The organism is Bacteroides zhangwenhongii (assembly GCF_009193325.2).
In the GTDB taxonomy this organism is placed as follows: domain Bacteria; phylum Bacteroidota; class Bacteroidia; order Bacteroidales; family Bacteroidaceae; genus Bacteroides; species Bacteroides zhangwenhongii.
The window spans coordinates 445,841-464,303 of the sequence record NZ_CP059856.1 but is presented as its reverse complement, the minus strand read 5'-3'; the positions used below and the strand labels follow the sequence as shown (position 1 = coordinate 464,303).

Here is an 18,463-nt window from a genome sequence, read left to right as displayed (position 1 = left end):
CAATTTTCAATTTTCAATTCTCAACTTCTTCTCGTTTGTCCGTCCCCTTCAATGACCCATTTGTAAGAAGTGATTTCTTCCAGTCCCATCGGACCGCGTGCGTGCAGCTTCTGCGTGCTAATACCTATTTCTGCTCCCAAACCGAATTGTGCGCCGTCAGTGAAGGCGGTAGATACATTGGTGTACACACAGGCTGCATCCACTATCTTGATAAACAAGGCTGCACGCTCCTTGTTCTCCGTAACGATGCATTCACTATGCTTGGAACTGTTTTCCTGGATGTGTCCCAGTGCGTCTTCAAAGCTTCTGACCGTTTTGACGGCCATTTTGTAGTCAAGGAACTCTGTTCCGAAACTTTCATTTGTTGCAGATTGTAAGAGTTCTGCAGGGTAGTGGCCTTCCAATGCTTGGTAAGCTTGTGGGTCGGCATAGATAATTACATGGCTGTCTTTCAGCTTTTCGCAGAGTTTGGGAAGGTCGCTCAGTCTTTTCTCATGCACAATGACGCAATCCAATGCGTTGCATACGCTGACTCTGCGTGTCTTGGCATTGTGGATAATATCTGCTCCTTTCTTTACCTCTCCGAACTCGTCAAAGTAAGTGTGGCAAATGCCTGCTCCTGTCTCAATGACCGGGATTTTGGCATTATTGCGTACAAAATTAATCAAATTACTGCTACCTCTGGGAATAATCAGATCAACATAGCCTACAGCATTTAGCAATGCGGCTGTTGCTTCCCTGTCGGCTGGCAACAGTTCTACGATATGCGGATTTATATTAAAACTTCTCAGTACTTCGTGAATCACACTGATGATGGCACGATTGGAACAGGCGGCATCGCTTCCTCCTTTTAATATGCAGGCATTTCCACTTTTCAGACAAAGAGAGAATACATCAAAACTGACATTGGGACGTGCTTCATAGATTATTCCTATGACACCGAAAGAAACACTGATTTTTGTCAGCTTCATCCCGTTGGGTCGCACAGTCTCTTTCAGTATTTTGCCTAGAGGAGAGGGGAGCGTAGCTACATTGCGTGTATCTGCTGCGATACCTTTCAAACGCTCTTCCGTCAATTTCAACCGGTCGTACTTCGGATCATTCTGGTCCATCCGTGCAAGATCCTTTTCATTCTCTGCAAGAATGAACGGTGCTTTTGCAATTGCCGCATCGGCCACTGCATTTAAAATCTGATTGATGGTATCATCGTTCAGTAAAGCCAATTCTCGGCTTGCTGCCTGTACGGCAGCAAAGGTTTCGTTTAAATCTGTAGTCATTTGCTCCTTTTTTGCATTAAATAGAAAGATAAACAATGCAAATATAGTGAATGATGTGAATAAAACCTGTTGAAAACAGAAATAAATGTTGTGCCTAGGTTATAATTGTAATAGCCTTTGGAGTGTATATTTTTATTGTGATGAGAAAATATCTCATCATGTTGAGTATTTAAACGCGATTATTATTCAATATATAAATAATCATAGTGTACAACAGGCTTCTTTCCATGCTTTCCGATAACCTCTTTGGCTTGCTGGGAGTCACAGTTTGCTTTTCCTACACCCACTTGGTTTCCTTGAAAGTCTATGATACGGACGATATCGTCTTTTTCAAATTCCCCTTCGATATGAGTGATACCTATCGGGAGAATACTGACTGCTTTCTCCGAACTGAGTACCTCAGTGGCACATTCGTTGATGTGAATTTCTCCTTTGGCAAAGCCTTCACTATGCGCGATCCACTTCTTGACACTGGATACCGGTTCGCAAGAAGGAATGAAGCGGGTGCAAAGAGTGCTTTCGGGGTGTTCTAACAAGTCTACCAAGATGTTGTCACGTTTACCATTGGCGATGATAACCGTAATTCCTTCATCGGCTACTTTGCGGGCGATATTTGTTTTCGTCAGCATACCTCCTCGTCCGAAACTGGACTTGCTTGCTTGAATATAGTTGGATAGATCTTTCCCATGACCGATTTCCCGGATAACGGAAGAATCGGGATCGGACGGAGAGCCGTTATAGATTCCGTCGATGTTGCTTAAGATGATAAGCGTCTGCGCATCCATCATAGAAGCTATGAGTCCGGACAATTCGTCGTTGTCCGTGAACATGAGTTCACTTACGGAGATAGTATCATTCTCGTTGACGATAGGAATCACATTGTTTTCAAGCATTACCGTCATACAGTTTTTCTGATTCAGGTAATGGCGGCGCGTACTGAAACTTTCTTTCGTAGTCAGCACTTGTCCGACGGTAATTCCGTGCTCACGAAAAAGTTCGTAATAACGGTTGATCAGTTTGGCTTGCCCTACGGCAGAGAATAATTGTCGTTGGTCTACACTATCGAGTTTCTTCTGCGGATGTACCTCGCTACGTCCGGATGCAACGGCTCCAGAAGAAATAAGGATGATTTCTACACCGGATTTATGTAGTTCCGCTATTTGGTCAACAAGTGCAGACATACGGGTTACGTCCAATGTTCCGTCTCGGCGTGCCAAAACATTACTACCCACTTTTACTGCGATTCGTGTAAATTCCTGTTTCATCTTTGCTAACGATTTGAAAGCACAAATATAGAGCTTTTTGTCGATATGTTACCAAAACAGCCTAAAAAGAATTATCTTTGCAGCCGGATAGAGAAAAGAAAAACAATGAAACATACAAATCCGCAAGTAGAACAGATGACCTCCTTCATCGTAATGGATGTGTTGGAACGGGCAAACGAGTTACAGAAACAAGGTATTGACATTATTCATTTAGAAGTAGGCGAGCCCGATTTTGATGTGCCGTCTTGTGTTGCAGAGGCTGCGAAAGCTGCTTACGATCGGCATTTGACTCATTACACCCATTCTTTGGGAGACCCTGAGTTACGTCGGGAAATTGCAGCTTTTTATCAGAAAGAATATGGAGTGGCGGTTGATCCGGACTGTATCATCGTGACTTCCGGTTCTTCTCCCTCTATTCTTCTTGCCTTGATGTTGCTTTGCAATCCGGAGAGTGAAGTGGTTCTTTCCAATCCGGGATATGCCTGCTATCGGAACTTTGTGCTGGCGGCTCAAGCCAAACCTGTTTTGGTGCCATTGTCCGAAGAGAAAGGATTGCAATATGATATAGAAGCTATCCGCAAATGTGTGAATCAGCATACTGCCGCTATTTTTATCAACTCACCTATGAACCCGACGGGGATGTTATTGGAAGAAAGTTTCTTGAAAGAAGTAGCGGCTTTGGGAGTTCCTGTCATTTCAGACGAGATTTATCATGGCTTGGTGTATGAAGGGCGTGCACATAGTATTCTCGAATACACGGATCAAGCATTTGTGCTGAATGGATTTTCCAAACGGTTTGCCATGACCGGACTGAGGTTGGGGTATCTCATCGCACCGAAATCTTATATGCGTTCATTGCAGAAGTTGCAACAGAATCTGTTTATCTGCGCATCCAGTATTGCCCAGCAGGCGGGAATTGCAGCTTTACGGCAGGCGGATTCGGATGTGGAACGTATGAGGCAGGTCTATGATGAGCGTCGGAAATATATGATTGCCCGTCTTCGTGAGATCGGATTTGAGATTAAGGTGGAACCTCAAGGGGCATTTTATATTTTCGCCGATGCACGTAAATTTACTACCGACTCTTATCGCTTTGCATTCGATGTACTCGAGCATGCGCATGTCGGTATTACTCCCGGAGTAGACTTTGGTACAGGAGGGGAAGGATACGTACGTTTCTCCTATGCCAACTCGTTGGAGAATATCAAGGAAGGACTCGACCGTATTAGTCGCTATCTTTCTCGTTCCGGGCTCTGATAAGCTCTGTGGCGGCCTCATATTCCTCCTCTGTGACAAGGATAGAGACAGCAGGAGCGATATAGGGGGCCAGCGTTCCCATAATACCGTCTTTGACAACGCAACGAATGTCATTGCTTTCCAATAAACCCTTGATGATTTCAGCTTCCCACGGGGAGCCGGAGAACACCTCTATTGACTTGCTATAATCCTTTTCTTTCATGATCTTATGTATTAAGGGTTGCTATCTACAAATATAACAAAAAAGAAAGACAAATGGTTATCCTTCAATTAAAATTTATTCAAGCGTGATGTGTTTAACACGGATTTGCTGTTGGAGGAAGGTGGAAGCTGATTCAGTGAACTTCTCTTCCGCCTCTGTCGTGTAAAACGAGCAGTTCCCGTTTTTCGTACATTTCTCGTCCATTTCCGGATGTCTCCTCAAATAGTCTTTCAGACTTTGAGCTACATATTCGCCTTGCGAAATCACGCTGATATGTTCCGGAATGTATTGCCGGATTTTGGGTAGGAGTATGGGGAAGTGCGTGCATCCGAGAATCACGGTGTCTATTAGCGGGTCTTTTGTCAGTAGTTGGTCTATGTATTTACGGATAAAGTAATCGGCTCCTTCGTTTTGTGATTCATTGTTTTCCACCAACGATACCCACATCGGACACGCTACTCCGCTCACCCGGATATCCGGAAATAATTTATGTATCTCCAACGGATAAGATTCGGACTTTACAGTACCCGCTGTAGCTAATATGCCGATATGCTGGTTTTGGGTGATATTTCCGATACATTCCACTGTAGGACGGATTACTCCGAGTACGCGGCGAGCCGGATCTATATTGGGAAGATCGTTCATTTGAATGCTACGCAAAGCTTTGGCTGACGCAGTGTTACACGCTAATATGACCAGATGACATCCCATGTCGAATAGTTTGCTTACGGCTTGCCGGGTAAACTCGTATACGACCTCAAAAGAACGTGTCCCGTATGGAGCACGGGCATTGTCTCCCAGATAAATGTAATCGTATTCCGGAAGTACCTCTCTTATTTTATCTAAGATGGTCAGCCCGCCATAGCCGGAGTCAAATACTCCGATAGGACCGGGAGCATGGGATAAATGTTGATTCATGACATACAGTATTTATGTACGCAAATGTACTCCAAAAAAAGGGAACGAGAAAGAAGATTAATCTTCTTTCTCGTTCCCTTTTTTATATTTTTGCTTCTTGGAACTCTCTTTTATTTGATTCCAAGATTTGCTTTCACCTTATTAGTCAGGTTGATACTTTGCGCTTCGTTTACATAAGGTATTGAAGTTCTAGCAAGGTCGAAGATGTAGATAACACCTTCAGCAGCACCTACCGCTTTGATGGCATCATCCAGTTTCTTGTAGATAGGAGCCATTGCGTCAGTCTGAGCTTTCTGCATCTGCTGCTGAGCGTCTTGCTGGAATTGTTCCTGTCTCTGCATCATGTCCTGCAACTCTTTTTGTCTTCTTTCAGCGATGTTAGCCGGAAGAGAGTCTTTGGCCATAGCCTGTTGGAATTCCTGATATTTTTTGTTGAATTCTTCCTGAGTTCTTTGAAGTTCGGCAGTCAGTTGTTTTTCTAATGTCTGGATATCATTTTGTGCCTTCGTAAATTCCGGCATTACAGTGATAATCTCCTGCGCATTAATATGACCGAATTTCAGGTTCTGTGCAAATACACCCATTGGGAGTGCAAGCAACATTACAAGTGCAATTTTTTTAAGCATAGTTCTATAATTTATTTGAATGATTTTTAGTTATTTCCGGATGCAAATGTATGAAATTAATTTGAATATCCTAGTTTTCTTAGTATTTCATCGCTAATATCGATGCGCGGATTGGCAAAAATGATGCCTGCCGCAGAGGCCCTGTCGACTACCAGATCATATCCATATTGTTGTGAAATGGCTTTTACCGCTTCGTAAATATCATCCTGAATTGGAGTGATCAGCTTGTCTCTCATCTTGGCCAATTCACCTTCCGGACCGAAATAGTTGCGCTTCAACTCGGCAGCCGCTTTTTCTTTGGCTACGATTTCATCTTCTTTCTTTGTCTTTTGAGCGGCAGAGAGAGTGGAGGATTTCGCTTGATAATCCTGAAACATCTTCTGAGCTTCTTTTGCCAAAGCTTCTACTTCGCTCTGGTATTTTTTCGTAGCTTGTTGCATTTGCTCGTTAGCGCTTTGAGCGGGCGGAATATTTTTCATGATATATTCCGTATCGATCAGTGCAAATTTTTGTGCGTTGGCTGCCATACTGACGGCAACCAGCATCATGATTAATAGAACAGACTTTCTCATAACGTTTAGTTTTTGGTGATACATTAGAATTCTTGTCCTAAGATAAAGTGGAATTGGCTTCCTCCATATTGTTTAGAACCTAATACTTGGTCGAAACCGTAACCCCAGTCAATACCCATCATACCAATCATCGGCAGGAAGATACGAACGCCGACACCGGCGGAACGTTTCAAGTCGAACGGATTGAATTTCTTGATATCATGCCAAGCATTACCGGCTTCCAAGAAACCTAACACATAAATGTTAGTACTTGTTTCCAGCATGAGCGGATATCTTAATTCAATTCCGAGACGTGCATAAGCGTAACCTTCCGAACCGTATGGTGTCAATGAACTGTTTTCGTAACCACGTAAGGCAATACTTTCGGTTGCATAAGTTGAATAACCGGTCATACCGTCACCACCAACGTCGAATGTACCGAACGGTGACTTTTTGAACTCGTTGTAGTGTCCCAACAAACCGAATTCCGTACGGGTCATCAATACAAGACATTTCGGATGTGCAACCGGGTCCATCAACGGAGTATATGTTTTGCCTTTGAATTTCCATTTGTGGTATTCTACCCATTTATGAAGCTTGTTCATATTGTCTTGAGTAATGGTTCCTGTTTCAGGATTGCTGTAATATCCTTTATAGTCTTTGCCGTCCATTAATGAGTAAGGCGGTGTGAACTGTACTGACAATGAGAAATCCGAACCCGAACGCGGGAAGATTGGGTTGTCAATAGAGTTACGTGCCAAAGTCAATGAAAGGCTGAGGTCATTACATTTACCGTTCGTTACCGGGAAGTACTGCCAGTCTTTCAAATTGTAACGTTGGTAAGCCAACTCGGCAGAAAGGGTGAAATAGTCATCCGGCCATTTCAGACGTTTACCCCAACCAACGGAAAGTCCCCACATCTTGATCGACTTGTCGGGGTCATAATAGTTTTCGTAGTTGTTGTAATTACCATAGTTGTACATACCATAACCGCCATAACCGCTATACATACTGTTATAGTAGTTGTTAAAGTAGCTGGAGTTGTAGTAACGGCTACTGATATCTGTCTGTACGGAGAAGAACGCCGAAACAGAGAATGAGTTCGGACGTTTGCCGCCAAACCAAGGATCGAAGAATGAAATACTGTATGATTGGTAGTATTTGGCATTCGTCTGTCCGCTGATAGTCAGTGTTTGTCCGTCACCTTGCGGCAGGATACCGCGATAATTCTCACCCGGATGCAGCAAGTTGGCAACAGAGAAGTTGGTGAACTTCAGACTCAGTTTACCGATAATACCCGTTTGTCCCCAACCGGCAGAGAATTCCACCTGGTCATTGGCTTTGGAAGTCAACGGCAGGCCTATATCAACCGTTCCGTTCATCGGGTCCGGTTGAATATCCGGCTGAAGTTTTTCGGGGTCAAAGTGTCCCATCTGCTGGATTTCACGCAAAGAACGCATCAAGTCTTCTTTGCTGAACAACTGTCCCGGACGGATACGAAGTTCACGACGGACTACATTTTCATACAGACGGTCGTTACCGCTGATGTTGATCTTATTGATAGTAGCCTGACGGCCTTCATAGATTCTCATTTCCAGGTCGATAGAGTCGCCTACAATGTTCACTTCTACCGGATCGAGGTTGTAGAACAGATAACCGTTGTTGTAGTATAAGTTACCGATAGCGTCATCATCTGTAGAGATACGTTCGTTCAGCAACTTTTGGTTGTACACATCTCCTTTTTTCATACGCAGAAGGAAGTCCAACTGTTCTGAAGGATACAGTGTATTACCCACCCAAGTCACGTTACGGAGATAGTATTTCTGACCTTCGTCGATATCGAGATAAACATTAACTGTTTTCTCGTCGTATTGTGAGATACTGTCTTTTCTGATAACTGCATCACGATAACCCAGCTCATTATATTTGTCAATGATAAGTTGCTTATCCGCTTCATAGTTTTCCGGTACGAATTTCTTCGTGCGGAACAAGTTACGAAGTTTCCCTTTTTCATTGGTTTTCTTCATTACTCGTTTCAGCTTGGAAGCTTTGATTGCCGTATTTCCAACAATTTTGATTTCGTGAACTTTTACTTTCTCTTTCTTGTCAATGTCGATGTCCACAATTACTTGGTTCTCGCTGGAAGGATCATCTTTTTGTGCGATGATAACTTCTGCATTCTTAAAACCTTTATCGTCAAAATAGCGCTTAATCAATGTCTTGGCCCGGTCTACGGTATTCGGTGTAATCTGCATACCCTTCACCATTCCCAACTTACCTTCCAAATCGGTACGCTCTGACTTCTTAACGCCATGATAGCGTACCTCAGAGATTCGGGGACGCTGTGTCAGACTGATTTTCAACCAGATTTTGTTGCCTTCTATCTTTTCGGCTGTGATTTGTACGTTTGAGAACAAGCCATGACGCCAATAACGCTTGATTGCTCCGGTGATTTCGTCACCCGGCACAGTAATTGTTTGTCCTACCGACAGACCGGATAGTCCAATCAATACATAGTCTTCATAATTCTTCACGCCTTCGACCTTGATATCCGCTATCTCATACTTTTTGGGTGTTCCAGAGTATAAGATGACAGGTTTCGAGTCTTCATCAGTGTTGGCATTTTGCGCAATACCTGTTGTTGCAAAACTGAACAGGCAGATAAACGTTATGAATATAAAGGAAATACGATAATGCATTTATGTTATAATTTGATGTTTCGAGTTATATTAGCTGATTTGTTCACTGGTTTTACCGAATCGTCGTTCCCGCTGTTGATATTCGCAAACGGCTTTATAGAGTTCTTCTTTGTCGAAATCCGGCCAAAAGATGTCACAAAAATAAAGTTCCGAATAAGCACATTGCCATAACAGGTAATTGCTTAGTCGGATTTCGCCTCCCGTGCGGATTAATAAATCCGGATCGGGCATAAAATTAGTATTCAGATGTGATGCGATGCATTCGTCTGTTATCTGTTCAGGAGATAAATCTCCTTCTTTAATCTTCGTAGCTATTTGTCGGACTGCTTCGGTTATTTCCCAGCGTGAAGAGTAGCTAAGTGCCAACACTAGACACATTCCCGTGTTTTTTGCGGAATGATCTATGCATGATGTTAAACTATCCTGGACTTCAACCGGCAATTTCTTTAAGTCACCGATTACATTGAAGCGGAGATTGTTTTTCATCAATGTCTCTTCCTTAATAGAATCCAGCAATAGATTCATCAGTGCCGTAACTTCCTCTTGCGGACGATTCCAGTTCTCGGTGGAGAAAGTATACAAAGTGAGGTACTTGATTCCCAGACGGGCTGCATCTTCGGTAATTCTCTGTACCGTTTCTGCGCCTGCGTGGTGACCGTAAGTACGTTCTTTTCCCCGTTGCTTTGCCCATCTTCCGTTGCCATCCATGATGATGGCTACGTGTTGGGGTATCCGAGTTTTGTCTATTTGCTCTATATAGGACATTTTTCTATTTTAAACGTATGCGTTTATTATTGACCTGCATGCTCGGGATCCTTATCAAACCATAATTGGTTTAAGCGTGCACGCCAGATTTCTGAATCATGACTGTATTGAACATTTTCTTCTTGTTTAATACTTATATTATCTTCTTTACCGAATATGAATATTAAATAATTATTCGCTCTGCCTAAGCCATCTTTTGTCATATCTACTACCATAGAATAGTTAGTTCTTCCTCTAAACTCAGGGAATTTGATAGGATCATATCCATTATTTTCCTTAGACCAATCTTGATATGGAAATGAGAATTTCTTATTAGCTTTTTTCCAATCACGACCAGACTGAGAAACATAGAATGAATCAAATTCATTTCCAAATAAATAGAATTGAGAATTATAATGAATAATAGTAGGATTGTTTAGCTTAGGACAATATGAATTGCTTGAACCGGCAGGGAGGTCCACCCATCTGCTTATTATTATGTTCACTTTGACAGGCTCGTTGGCTTCATCTAAAACGAGCTGTCCATCTGAACTTAGTTGCTCAACTTCCAACTTTTCCTCTGAATATCCCCATGCAACGGCTATTTCGACATCTTTTCCATCATCGGATATAGTGGTCGCCTTTTCTGATTCACCAATCAAAAGAACACCTTCTGTTCCATTGCGGTTCTCATAATTTGTATAAGAGGTAATTATATTCGGGAATAATTTTACTTCTTTTTGATTTAGATACTCTTTATGCTTATCGTATGCTGCATAGTCTTCGTCTATCCCATTAGTACTAGTAGAGAATACGTACTTCTCATCGCTAACCTTCTTAATATAACTAATTTTGTCTTTAGTTTGGTCAATGTTATCTTTGATAGGAGCTAAGAAAAGTTCAATACCAGTTAAAGTGGTTAATTTAGTCCAAGTGATTCCATCTTCTGATGTATAAGCTGTTACTGTATTATCGGACTTAAATGTAGCATATAACTTGTTTTTGAATTCAATGATCGAAGTGGGCAAAGTGGTTATGCTACTTTCCAATCCTGCTAATGAATTGGCAGTAGACCAATTGTTTAATTCATTGACAAAGTTCTTGTATACTTTTAATTCGTTATCAGTTTCTGCATAAGTAAGAATGTGTGCACCTAGAATAATGGATCTTTGACGCTTGATATTGATATTATTATCTGCTTCTCCGACATATCCCCAACTTAAAGAATCCGGATCATGCTTGTGCACTCTGACATCAATAGTATATGTCTTTACTTTGTCGGGTGCTATTCCCGCCAATGCCTCAGTAGACCATACCTTAATTTCTAATTTTTTGCGGAGGTCTAGTGAGTCGCTGATATTGATAATGGAGTCTCTTCCTTCTTTGTCTTTCATAGTGACAACACCGGAAGCAGTCGTCAGAGTCTTAATCAATATTCTATCGATAATCGTATCTGCATGAACAGGAAGTGAATCTTGATTATAGATCAGACCTTTTTGCTGGTCAATAGTGAACTTGTAGGATATTCCATAGCCTATTGTATCAAGTTCAAATGCATGTATAGTTGCATCCGGGCTATATTCTATGTCATTATCGTCATCAAGGCATGACGTTATAACGAATGACACCATGAAAAAACTCGCAATGAATGATAAAAACTTTATTCTCATTTGAAAGATTGTGTTTATTTACAAGTTGCAAAAATAGAAACATTTTTCCCGATAATGAACATTACAGGTAAGTTTTATATAAAATTATAGATAATAACACTGTTTTTATCGACGTAAAACTCCCTGAATAGGACTATTTTAGCTAAATCCGATGAACATAATACCAAATTTGTCTTCCGAAGTGTTCTTCGGTCGAGTAACTAAAATTATTGCTTATTTCAGGTGCTTTAACACCGGAATATAACCGCTTGGGGCACTTCTCTATATAAGCTTCATCCCATAATTCATTGTCAATGAATGATTGCAGCAGTTGGCTTCCGCCTTCTACCAACAATGATTGTATATTTCGTTGATATAACTCTTTCATAATCTGGTTCAGAGGGTTATGAGCAAAATCAATAGTTATATAGCTGACACTCTTTTCTTCCGGATGTTCTTTCTCTGTGAAAACTAATGTCGGGACCTCTCCGTTGAATATTTGCAGATCATTCGGAAGAGAAAGGTTGCAGTCTAAAACAATACGTATAGGGTTACGTCCATACCAGTTGCGTACCGTCAGAGAGGGATTATCCAGCAAGGCTGTCCGTCTTCCTACCATAATAGCTGTATTCTCCGCTCTTTTTTTATGTACCAACATTGACGTAAGAGGGGAGGAGAGAAGGACAGGATTCCCATCAATTCGCTCTATGTCAATGAATCGGTCGGCCGATTCAGCCCACTTAAGAGTAATAAAAGGTCGGCGGAGCGTGTTGAAAGTGATAAAACGGCGGATCAGATGCAGGCATTCTTCTTCCAGCACACCGACTATAACTTCCCGCCCGGCATTCTGTAGTTTCTGAATCCCTCGTCCGGCTACTTTGGAAAAAGGATCCCGGCAACCAATGACGATACGCGGAATTTGCTTTTCGATAATCAAGTCTGCACAGGGAGGTGTTTTACCATAGTGGGAACAAGGCTCCAGACTGACATAGATTGTCGAACGTTTCAATAAAGACTCATCCTTGACGGAGCGGATTGCATTGACTTCGGCATGCGCTTCTCCGCAACGGACATGATAACCTTCACCGATAATGCGCCCGTCGCATACGATAACAGCCCCTACCATCGGATTGGGTGCTACGTTGCATAACCCGTTCTTTGCGAGCTCAATACAACGTCTCATGTATTTTTCTTCTTCCATTTTGGTACTCTTCGCTATATTATTCTTACTTTTGCACTCCGAAACTGTAAATGTATGAATCGTATCTCCACCCGCATTCGCCAATCTCTGCGTGATATCTATCCGCCGGAAGAGCTTAAAGCCCTTACGATGATGATTTGTTGCGATATGCTCGGGTTCGATCCGCTCGATATTTACTTGGGCAAAGATATGATTTTATCCGAATGCAAAGAGCGTGAATTAGAAAACATTATATTCCGTTTACAGAAAAATGAGCCGATACAGTACATTCGCGGCTTTGCGGAATTTGGTGGGAGGAAGTTCAAGGTGGCTCCGGGGGTGCTGATTCCCCGTCCGGAAACTGCGGAATTGGTAGATTGGGTCGTCAATGAAAATCCGGGGGCACATCACCTATTAGATATAGGTACGGGAAGCGGATGCATTGCAATTTCTCTGGATAAGAGACTTCCGGATGCCGACGTGGAAGCTTGGGATATTTCGGAAGAGGCATTAGCGATAGCCCGGACAAACAACGAAGAACTGGAATCCCGAGTGCTGTTTCGGCAAAGGGATGTTTTATCTGACGATTGGGAAAAGACACCGTCGTTTGATGTCATTGTAAGCAACCCTCCTTATGTCACTGAGGCGGAGAAAGATGAAATGGAAGCTAATGTGCTCGATTGGGAACCGGCACTGGCTTTGTTTGTTCCCGATGACGACCCGTTGCGGTTTTATCGCAGGATTGCCGCTCTGGGGCGTGAGTTGCTTCTGCCGGAAGGAAAACTTTATTTTGAAATCAACCGGGCGTTTGGCCGGGAAATAGCATATATGCTTGAAATGAACCAATATCGTGGTGTTCGTGTTATAAAAGACATATTTGGAAAAGATAGAATAGTTACAGCTAACCGATGAGTGCACAATTAACAGACGAAGAGGCTTTAAGTCGTGTAGCCTCCTATTGCTCTACTGCCGAGCATTGCCGGGCAGAAATAAATGAGAAGTTACAACGTTGGGGGATAGCCTATGATACCATAGCGCGTATTCTTGACCGGCTGGAATCGGAAAAGTTCATTGATGACGAACGTTTCTGCAGGGCTTTTGTGAATGATAAATTCCGTTTCGCCAAGTGGGGGAAGATGAAAATAGCGCAAGGACTTTATATGAAGAAGATTCCATCCGACGTAGCATGGCGTTATCTGAATGAGATTGATGAGGAGGAATATCTTGCTGTCCTTCGTGGACTGCTGGCCTCCAAGAAAAAAAGTGTCCATGCGCAGGATGAATATGAACTGAATGGAAAGCTGATGCGGTTCGCTATGAGTCGTGGGTTTGAACTGAAAGATATCAGGCGTTGTATCGATGTTCCCGATGAAGAGGAACAGGTGGAGTGAAAAAATAAACGGATTCTTCTTTTTATTCTCGTTCTATTTCTGTACTTTTGCGGCAAATAATTAATAGTTAGTTTAGTTATGAAAAACTTAGAGAGACTATTTGCGGAGAAACTGTTGAAGATTAAGGCTATTAAACTTCAACCTGCTAACCCTTTCACTTGGGCTTCTGGATGGAAATCCCCCTTTTACTGTGACAACCGTAAAACTCTGTCCTATCCTTCTCTTCGTAATTTTGTGAAGATTGAAATTACACGTCTGATATTGGAACGATTCGGACAGGTGGATGCGATTGCAGGTGTGGCGACTGGTGCTATTCCTCAAGGAGCTTTGGTTGCTGATGCATTGAATTTACCGTTCGTATATGTTCGTTCTACCCCGAAAGACCATGGATTGGAGAACCTGATCGAAGGTGAACTTCGTCCGGGTATGAAAGTAGTAGTAATAGAAGATTTGATATCTACCGGCGGCAGTAGTTTGAAGGCTGTAGAGGCGATTCGTCGCGATGGCTGTGAAGTAATTGGTATGGTTGCGGCTTATACGTATGGCTTCCCGGTTGCTGAAGAAGCATTTAAGAACGCTAAAGTGACCTTGGTGACATTGACCAACTATGAGGCTGTGCTTGATGTTGCTCTTCGTACAGGTTACATTGAAAAAGAAGATATCCAGACACTGAACGAATGGCGTAAAGACCCTGCTCATTGGGATGCTGGTAAATAAGACTTTTTTGGTTAAATATATGTCAGTAAAAGAACTCTTCGGACAATATTTGCCCGGATGGTTCTTTTTTTGTTTTTATACAAATAGAATATTATGACTAAATTTGAGAGTAGTGTCAAGGTGATACCTTACAGTCAGGAACGGGTGTATAACAAGCTTTCGGATTTGAGTAATCTGGAAGCCATTAAAGACCGTTTGCCGCAAGATAAGGTGCAGGATTTGAGTTTTGATTCGGATACATTGAGTTTTAGTGTTTCTCCTGTTGGAAAGCTGACACTGCAAATCGTTGAACGTGAACCTTCTAAATGTGTGAAGTTGGAGACAACCAACTCACCGCTTCCTTTTAATATGTGGATTCAATTAGTGGCGGCCGGTGAGGAAGAATGCAAAATAAAGGTTACTATCGGGATGGATATCAATCCGTTTATGAAAGCGATGGTGCAGAAGCCCCTCCAGGAAGGTTTGGAGAAGATGGTTGAAATGCTGTCGATTATAAATTATTAATTCAAGTATTAATTGGTATGGCACAGAAACTTTGGGAGAAATCCGTGCAGGTAAATAAGGATATCGAACGCTTTACGGTGGGACGCGATCGTGAAATGGATCTTTATCTGGCCAAGCATGATGTGCTCGGCTCTATGGCGCACATCACAATGCTCGAAAGTATCGGTTTGCTGACGAAAGAAGAACTGGAGCAGTTGCTGGCTGAACTGAAAAATATTTATGCTTCAGCGGAGAAAGGTGAATTCGTGATAGAAGACGGTGTGGAAGACGTACATTCGCAGGTGGAGTTGATGCTGACTCGCCGTCTGGGAGATATAGGAAAGAAAATTCATAGCGGCCGTTCGCGTAACGACCAGGTGCTGTTGGATCTTAAACTTTTTACCCGCACGCAAATCAGAGAAATAGCCGAAGCGGTAGAACAACTTTTCCATGTATTGATTCGCCAGAGCGAACGTTATAAAAATGTTTTAATGCCGGGATATACACATCTGCAGATTGCCATGCCCTCTTCTTTCGGACTATGGTTCGGTGCTTACGCTGAAAGCCTGGTGGATGATATGCTGTTTCTGCAGGCTGCATTTAAGATGTGCAACCGTAATCCGTTAGGTTCTGCTGCCGGATATGGTTCTTCGTTCCCGTTGAACCGGACGATGACAACCGAGTTGCTCGGTTTCGACTCTATGAATTATAATGTGGTATATGCCCAGATGGGACGTGGCAAGATGGAACGTAATGTTGCGTTTGCGTTGGCCACGATTGCCGGAACAATCTCCAAATTAGCTTTTGACGCTTGTATGTTCAACAGCCAGAACTTCGGATTTGTGAAGTTGCCCGATGATTGTACTACGGGTTCCAGCATTATGCCTCATAAGAAGAATCCGGACGTGTTTGAATTGACACGTGCCAAATGTAATAAGTTGCAATCGCTTCCCCAACAAATCATGATGATTGCCAACAATCTGCCTTCCGGTTATTTCCGTGACTTGCAGATTATAAAAGAGGTCTTTCTTCCGGCTTTCCAGGAATTGAAAGACTGTTTGCAGATGACAACTTACATCATGAACGAGATTAAGGTAAATGAACATATCTTGGATGATGACAAATATCTGCTCATTTTCAGTGTGGAAGAAGTGAACCGTTTGGCACGCGAAGGTATGCCTTTCCGCGATGCATACAAAAAGGTCGGTCTGGATATTGAAGCAGGTAAATTCTCGCATAGTAAGGAAGTACATCATACACATGAAGGAAGTATAGGCAATTTGTGCAATACAGAGATCTCTGCATTGATGCAGCAAGTGGTCGATGGATTCAACTTTTGCGGGATGGATAGAGCAGAGAAAGCGCTGCTTGGAAGATAAAATGAACTTTCGGAGGATAGTTTTTTAAAACTTTCCTCCGAAAAGATTTGGCAGAAACAAGTAAACTACTTATCTTTGCACCCGTTGAAAAAATGCGGAAATAGCTCAGTTGGTAGAGCATAACCTTGCCAAGGTTAGGGTCGCGAGTTCGAGTCTCGTTTTCCGCTCTTCTTTGAAAGGATGCTCGAATGGTGGAATCGGTAGACACGAGGGACTTAAAATCCCTTGGCCATTGCGGCTGTGCGGGTTCAAGTCCCGCTTCGAGTACGAGTATTCTTTTTTTGAAAGGCTTTATGAATATAGATTCATGAAGCCTTTTTTGTTTTTATGGGTGTACTATGTACGGCTAATTTGACTTTACCGTTAACGCTGAAAAAATACTAGAGATATGGAAAATAACGATAAGCAGATTGAATTAAAGTTTCAGAGGTTCTTTATTGCTAACTTCCCTAAAGTAAAGAACTTTGCCCAAATGCTGCTTAAGTCGGAAGCTGAAGCAGAGGATGTGGCACAAGATGTTTTCTGTAAACTCTGGTTACAGCCGGAATTGTGGTTGGACAATGACAAGGAGCTGGATAACTATATCTTCATAATGACTAGGAATATTGTTCTGAATATCTTTAAGCATCAGCAGGTAGAGCAGGATTATCAGGAGGAAATCATGGAAAAGACTCTTCTTTATGAGTTGACGGAGAAAGAGGAAGTCTTGAATAATGTCTATTATAAAGAGATGCTTATGATTGTTCAGCTCACTTTAGAGAAGATGCCGAAGCGTCGGAGGATGATATTTGAACTTAGTCGTTTTAGAGGGTTGAGCCATAAAGAAATAGCCGACAAATTGGAAGTTTCCATTCGTACAATAGAACATCAAGTATATTTAGCTTTAATAGATTTGAAGAAAATTCTGCTCTTATTTATCTTTTTCTCAAATATTTTTAAGTAGTATTTGCGAGGCGGTTGTATTTAGTGTATAAAGCCAAAAAAAGAAAGAAGAAGATTCATGAAAAATTATGTTCAACAACTTGTAGAACTATTCGGGCATAACGATTATTCAGCCGTTACACGAAAGAAAGTGCAACAATGGCTGGCCGACGAAGAGTATGCTGCCGAAAAGCGAGAAGCGCTTCGTGTGCTTTGGGAACAAGTTGATGAGAAGGAAATGCCGGACGGAATGCAACAGTCAATCCGGCGGATACAGCAGAGTGTAGGAATTCAGCCTGTTAAATCAACTGGTAATTATCAGTTGCTTATATGGAGAGTTGCAGCTATTCTCTTATTTGCTATTTCATCCGTATCGGTCTATTTGATGTTAGGGAGAGAGCATTTGGAAAAAGACCTGGTAGAATGTTATATACCGACAGCGGAGATTCATGAACTCACTTTGCCGGACGGCACCCGCGTTATGCTGAATTCCAAAAGCACGCTGTTATATCCGGAGCGGTTTGATGGAAAGACGCGAAGCGTGTATTTGATTGGAGAAGCTAATTTTAAAGTACATCCGGATAAGAAACATCCTTTTGTTGTCAAAGCCAATGATTATCAAGTTACTGCTTTAGGTACTGAATTTAATGTAAATGCTTATCCGGAAAATAGCGAACTGATTGCTACCTTGCTGGAAGGTAGTGTGAAAGTTGAATTCAATAACTTGCTGTCCAATATTATTTTAAAGCCTAGTGAACAGTTGGTATATGACAAACATACGAAAGCTCATAATCTGCGGATGCCTGAGATAGATGATGTGACGGCATGGCAACGTGGGGAACTGGTTTTTAGTAATATGCATCTGGAAGATATTTTTACAAGTCTTGAACGCAAATTTCCTTATGCCTTTGTATATAGCCTTCATAGTCTGAAAAAGAATACATATAGTTTCCGCTTCTCCAAGCAGGCGAATCTGGAGGAAGTTATGAGGATTATATCGCAAGTTGTAGGAAATGTAAACTATGTTATCAAGGGAAATAAGTGCTATGTAACTAGTAAAGAATAAATATATTGTAGAACCTTTTAACTTTAATACGTAATGCAAAAAAATACCCGGAAGGAATGGCCGTTCCTCCCGGATATGAAATCAATCTCTTTTAATATTAGCGTAATATTGACGCTATTCTGAATGATCCTAGAATAA

General features: G+C 42.0%; 18 protein-coding genes and 2 tRNA genes. 10 read left to right on the top strand and 10 right to left on the bottom strand.

Features of this window, described 5'->3' with window-relative positions:
• Positions 1–20: 20 nt before the first annotated feature.
• Together GD630_RS01890 and proB are read right to left on the bottom strand one after the other, a co-directional pair.
• Complete coding sequence (locus GD630_RS01890; protein WP_143868990.1) at positions 21–1,277, bottom strand: glutamate-5-semialdehyde dehydrogenase; 1,257 nt, start codon at positions 1,275–1,277, stop codon at positions 21–23.
• Between the two features lie 182 nt (positions 1,278–1,459).
• Positions 1,460–2,542, bottom strand: coding sequence for a glutamate 5-kinase (gene proB / locus GD630_RS01885; RefSeq protein WP_007763888.1), 1,083 nt, complete (start codon positions 2,540–2,542; stop codon positions 1,460–1,462).
• 105 nt (positions 2,543–2,647) lie between these two features.
• On the opposite strand from proB, the gene GD630_RS01880 reads away from it, so the two are divergent.
• Positions 2,648–3,799 carry a pyridoxal phosphate-dependent aminotransferase gene (locus tag GD630_RS01880; protein WP_143868988.1) on the top strand — a complete coding sequence of 384 codons (1,152 nt, stop codon included), beginning with the start codon at positions 2,648–2,650 and terminating at the stop codon, positions 3,797–3,799.
• On the opposite strand, the gene GD630_RS01875 is transcribed toward GD630_RS01880, so the two are convergent.
• The 8 genes from GD630_RS01875 to ribD all read right to left on the bottom strand — a co-directional run bounded on the left by GD630_RS01875 (position 3,768) and on the right by ribD (position 12,389).
• Positions 3,768–4,001, bottom strand: coding sequence for a DUF2007-related protein (locus GD630_RS01875; RefSeq protein WP_143868986.1), 234 nt, complete (start codon positions 3,999–4,001; stop codon positions 3,768–3,770). The two genes, GD630_RS01880 and GD630_RS01875, sit on opposite strands and share 32 nt — an antisense overlap.
• Before the next feature lie 75 nt (positions 4,002–4,076).
• Positions 4,077–4,919, bottom strand: a complete 843-nt coding sequence (gene murI / locus GD630_RS01870; RefSeq protein ID WP_143868985.1) for a glutamate racemase — start codon at positions 4,917–4,919, stop codon at positions 4,077–4,079.
• A gap of 110 nt (positions 4,920–5,029) precedes the next feature.
• Positions 5,030–5,545, bottom strand: a complete 516-nt coding sequence (locus GD630_RS01865) for an OmpH family outer membrane protein (RefSeq protein WP_007754950.1) — start codon at positions 5,543–5,545, stop codon at positions 5,030–5,032.
• A 56-nt stretch (positions 5,546–5,601) separates the two neighbouring features.
• On the bottom strand, positions 5,602–6,117 hold the full coding sequence (locus GD630_RS01860; RefSeq protein WP_143868983.1) for an OmpH family outer membrane protein: 516 nt from the start codon (positions 6,115–6,117) through the stop codon (positions 5,602–5,604).
• A 23-nt stretch (positions 6,118–6,140) separates the two neighbouring features.
• Positions 6,141–8,795 (bottom strand): BamA/OMP85 family outer membrane protein, encoded by a 2,655-nt coding sequence (locus GD630_RS01855; RefSeq protein ID WP_143868981.1) that lies wholly within the window; start codon positions 8,793–8,795, stop codon positions 6,141–6,143.
• 30 nt (positions 8,796–8,825) lie between these two features.
• A complete protein-coding gene (locus GD630_RS01850) occupies positions 8,826–9,560 on the bottom strand; it encodes an isoprenyl transferase (RefSeq protein WP_143868979.1) in 735 nt (244 codons plus the stop codon).
• 26 nt (positions 9,561–9,586) lie between these two features.
• Positions 9,587–11,209 carry a DUF6242 domain-containing protein gene (locus GD630_RS01845; protein ID WP_143868977.1) on the bottom strand — a complete coding sequence of 541 codons (1,623 nt, stop codon included), beginning with the start codon at positions 11,207–11,209 and terminating at the stop codon, positions 9,587–9,589.
• Between the two features lie 142 nt (positions 11,210–11,351).
• The gene (gene ribD, locus GD630_RS01840; RefSeq protein WP_143868975.1) at positions 11,352–12,389 is read right to left on the bottom strand and encodes a bifunctional diaminohydroxyphosphoribosylaminopyrimidine deaminase/5-amino-6-(5-phosphoribosylamino)uracil reductase RibD; all 1,038 of its coding nucleotides are present in this window, start codon (positions 12,387–12,389) and stop codon (positions 11,352–11,354) included.
• A 54-nt stretch (positions 12,390–12,443) separates the two neighbouring features.
• On the opposite strand from ribD, the gene prmC reads away from it, so the two are divergent.
• The 9 genes from prmC to GD630_RS01795 all read left to right on the top strand — a co-directional run bounded on the left by prmC (position 12,444) and on the right by GD630_RS01795 (position 18,325).
• Entirely contained in the window at positions 12,444–13,280 is an 837-nt protein-coding gene (prmC, locus tag GD630_RS01835; RefSeq protein ID WP_143868973.1) for a peptide chain release factor N(5)-glutamine methyltransferase, read from the top strand.
• Positions 13,277–13,759, top strand: a complete 483-nt coding sequence (locus GD630_RS01830; protein ID WP_007763901.1) for a regulatory protein RecX — start codon at positions 13,277–13,279, stop codon at positions 13,757–13,759. The genes prmC and GD630_RS01830 overlap by 4 nt, the downstream gene beginning before the upstream one ends.
• Before the next feature lie 78 nt (positions 13,760–13,837).
• The gene (pyrE, locus tag GD630_RS01825; RefSeq protein ID WP_007754934.1) at positions 13,838–14,476 is read left to right on the top strand and encodes an orotate phosphoribosyltransferase; all 639 of its coding nucleotides are present in this window, start codon (positions 13,838–13,840) and stop codon (positions 14,474–14,476) included.
• A 93-nt stretch (positions 14,477–14,569) separates the two neighbouring features.
• A complete protein-coding gene (locus GD630_RS01820; protein ID WP_143868971.1) occupies positions 14,570–14,980 on the top strand; it encodes an SRPBCC family protein in 411 nt (136 codons plus the stop codon).
• A gap of 17 nt (positions 14,981–14,997) precedes the next feature.
• Positions 14,998–16,338 carry an argininosuccinate lyase gene (gene argH / locus GD630_RS01815; protein ID WP_143868969.1) on the top strand — a complete coding sequence of 447 codons (1,341 nt, stop codon included), beginning with the start codon at positions 14,998–15,000 and terminating at the stop codon, positions 16,336–16,338.
• A 94-nt stretch (positions 16,339–16,432) separates the two neighbouring features.
• Positions 16,433–16,505 (top strand) — tRNA-Gly (locus tag GD630_RS01810).
• A 15-nt stretch (positions 16,506–16,520) separates the two neighbouring features.
• Positions 16,521–16,605: transfer RNA gene (locus GD630_RS01805), tRNA-Leu, on the top strand.
• Between the two features lie 121 nt (positions 16,606–16,726).
• Positions 16,727–17,281: an RNA polymerase sigma-70 factor gene (locus tag GD630_RS01800; RefSeq protein ID WP_007763904.1), complete on the top strand. Its 555-nt coding sequence runs from the start codon at positions 16,727–16,729 to the stop codon at positions 17,279–17,281.
• A 57-nt stretch (positions 17,282–17,338) separates the two neighbouring features.
• A complete protein-coding gene (locus GD630_RS01795) occupies positions 17,339–18,325 on the top strand; it encodes a FecR family protein (RefSeq protein WP_143868967.1) in 987 nt (328 codons plus the stop codon).
• Positions 18,326–18,463 lie beyond the last annotated feature (138 nt).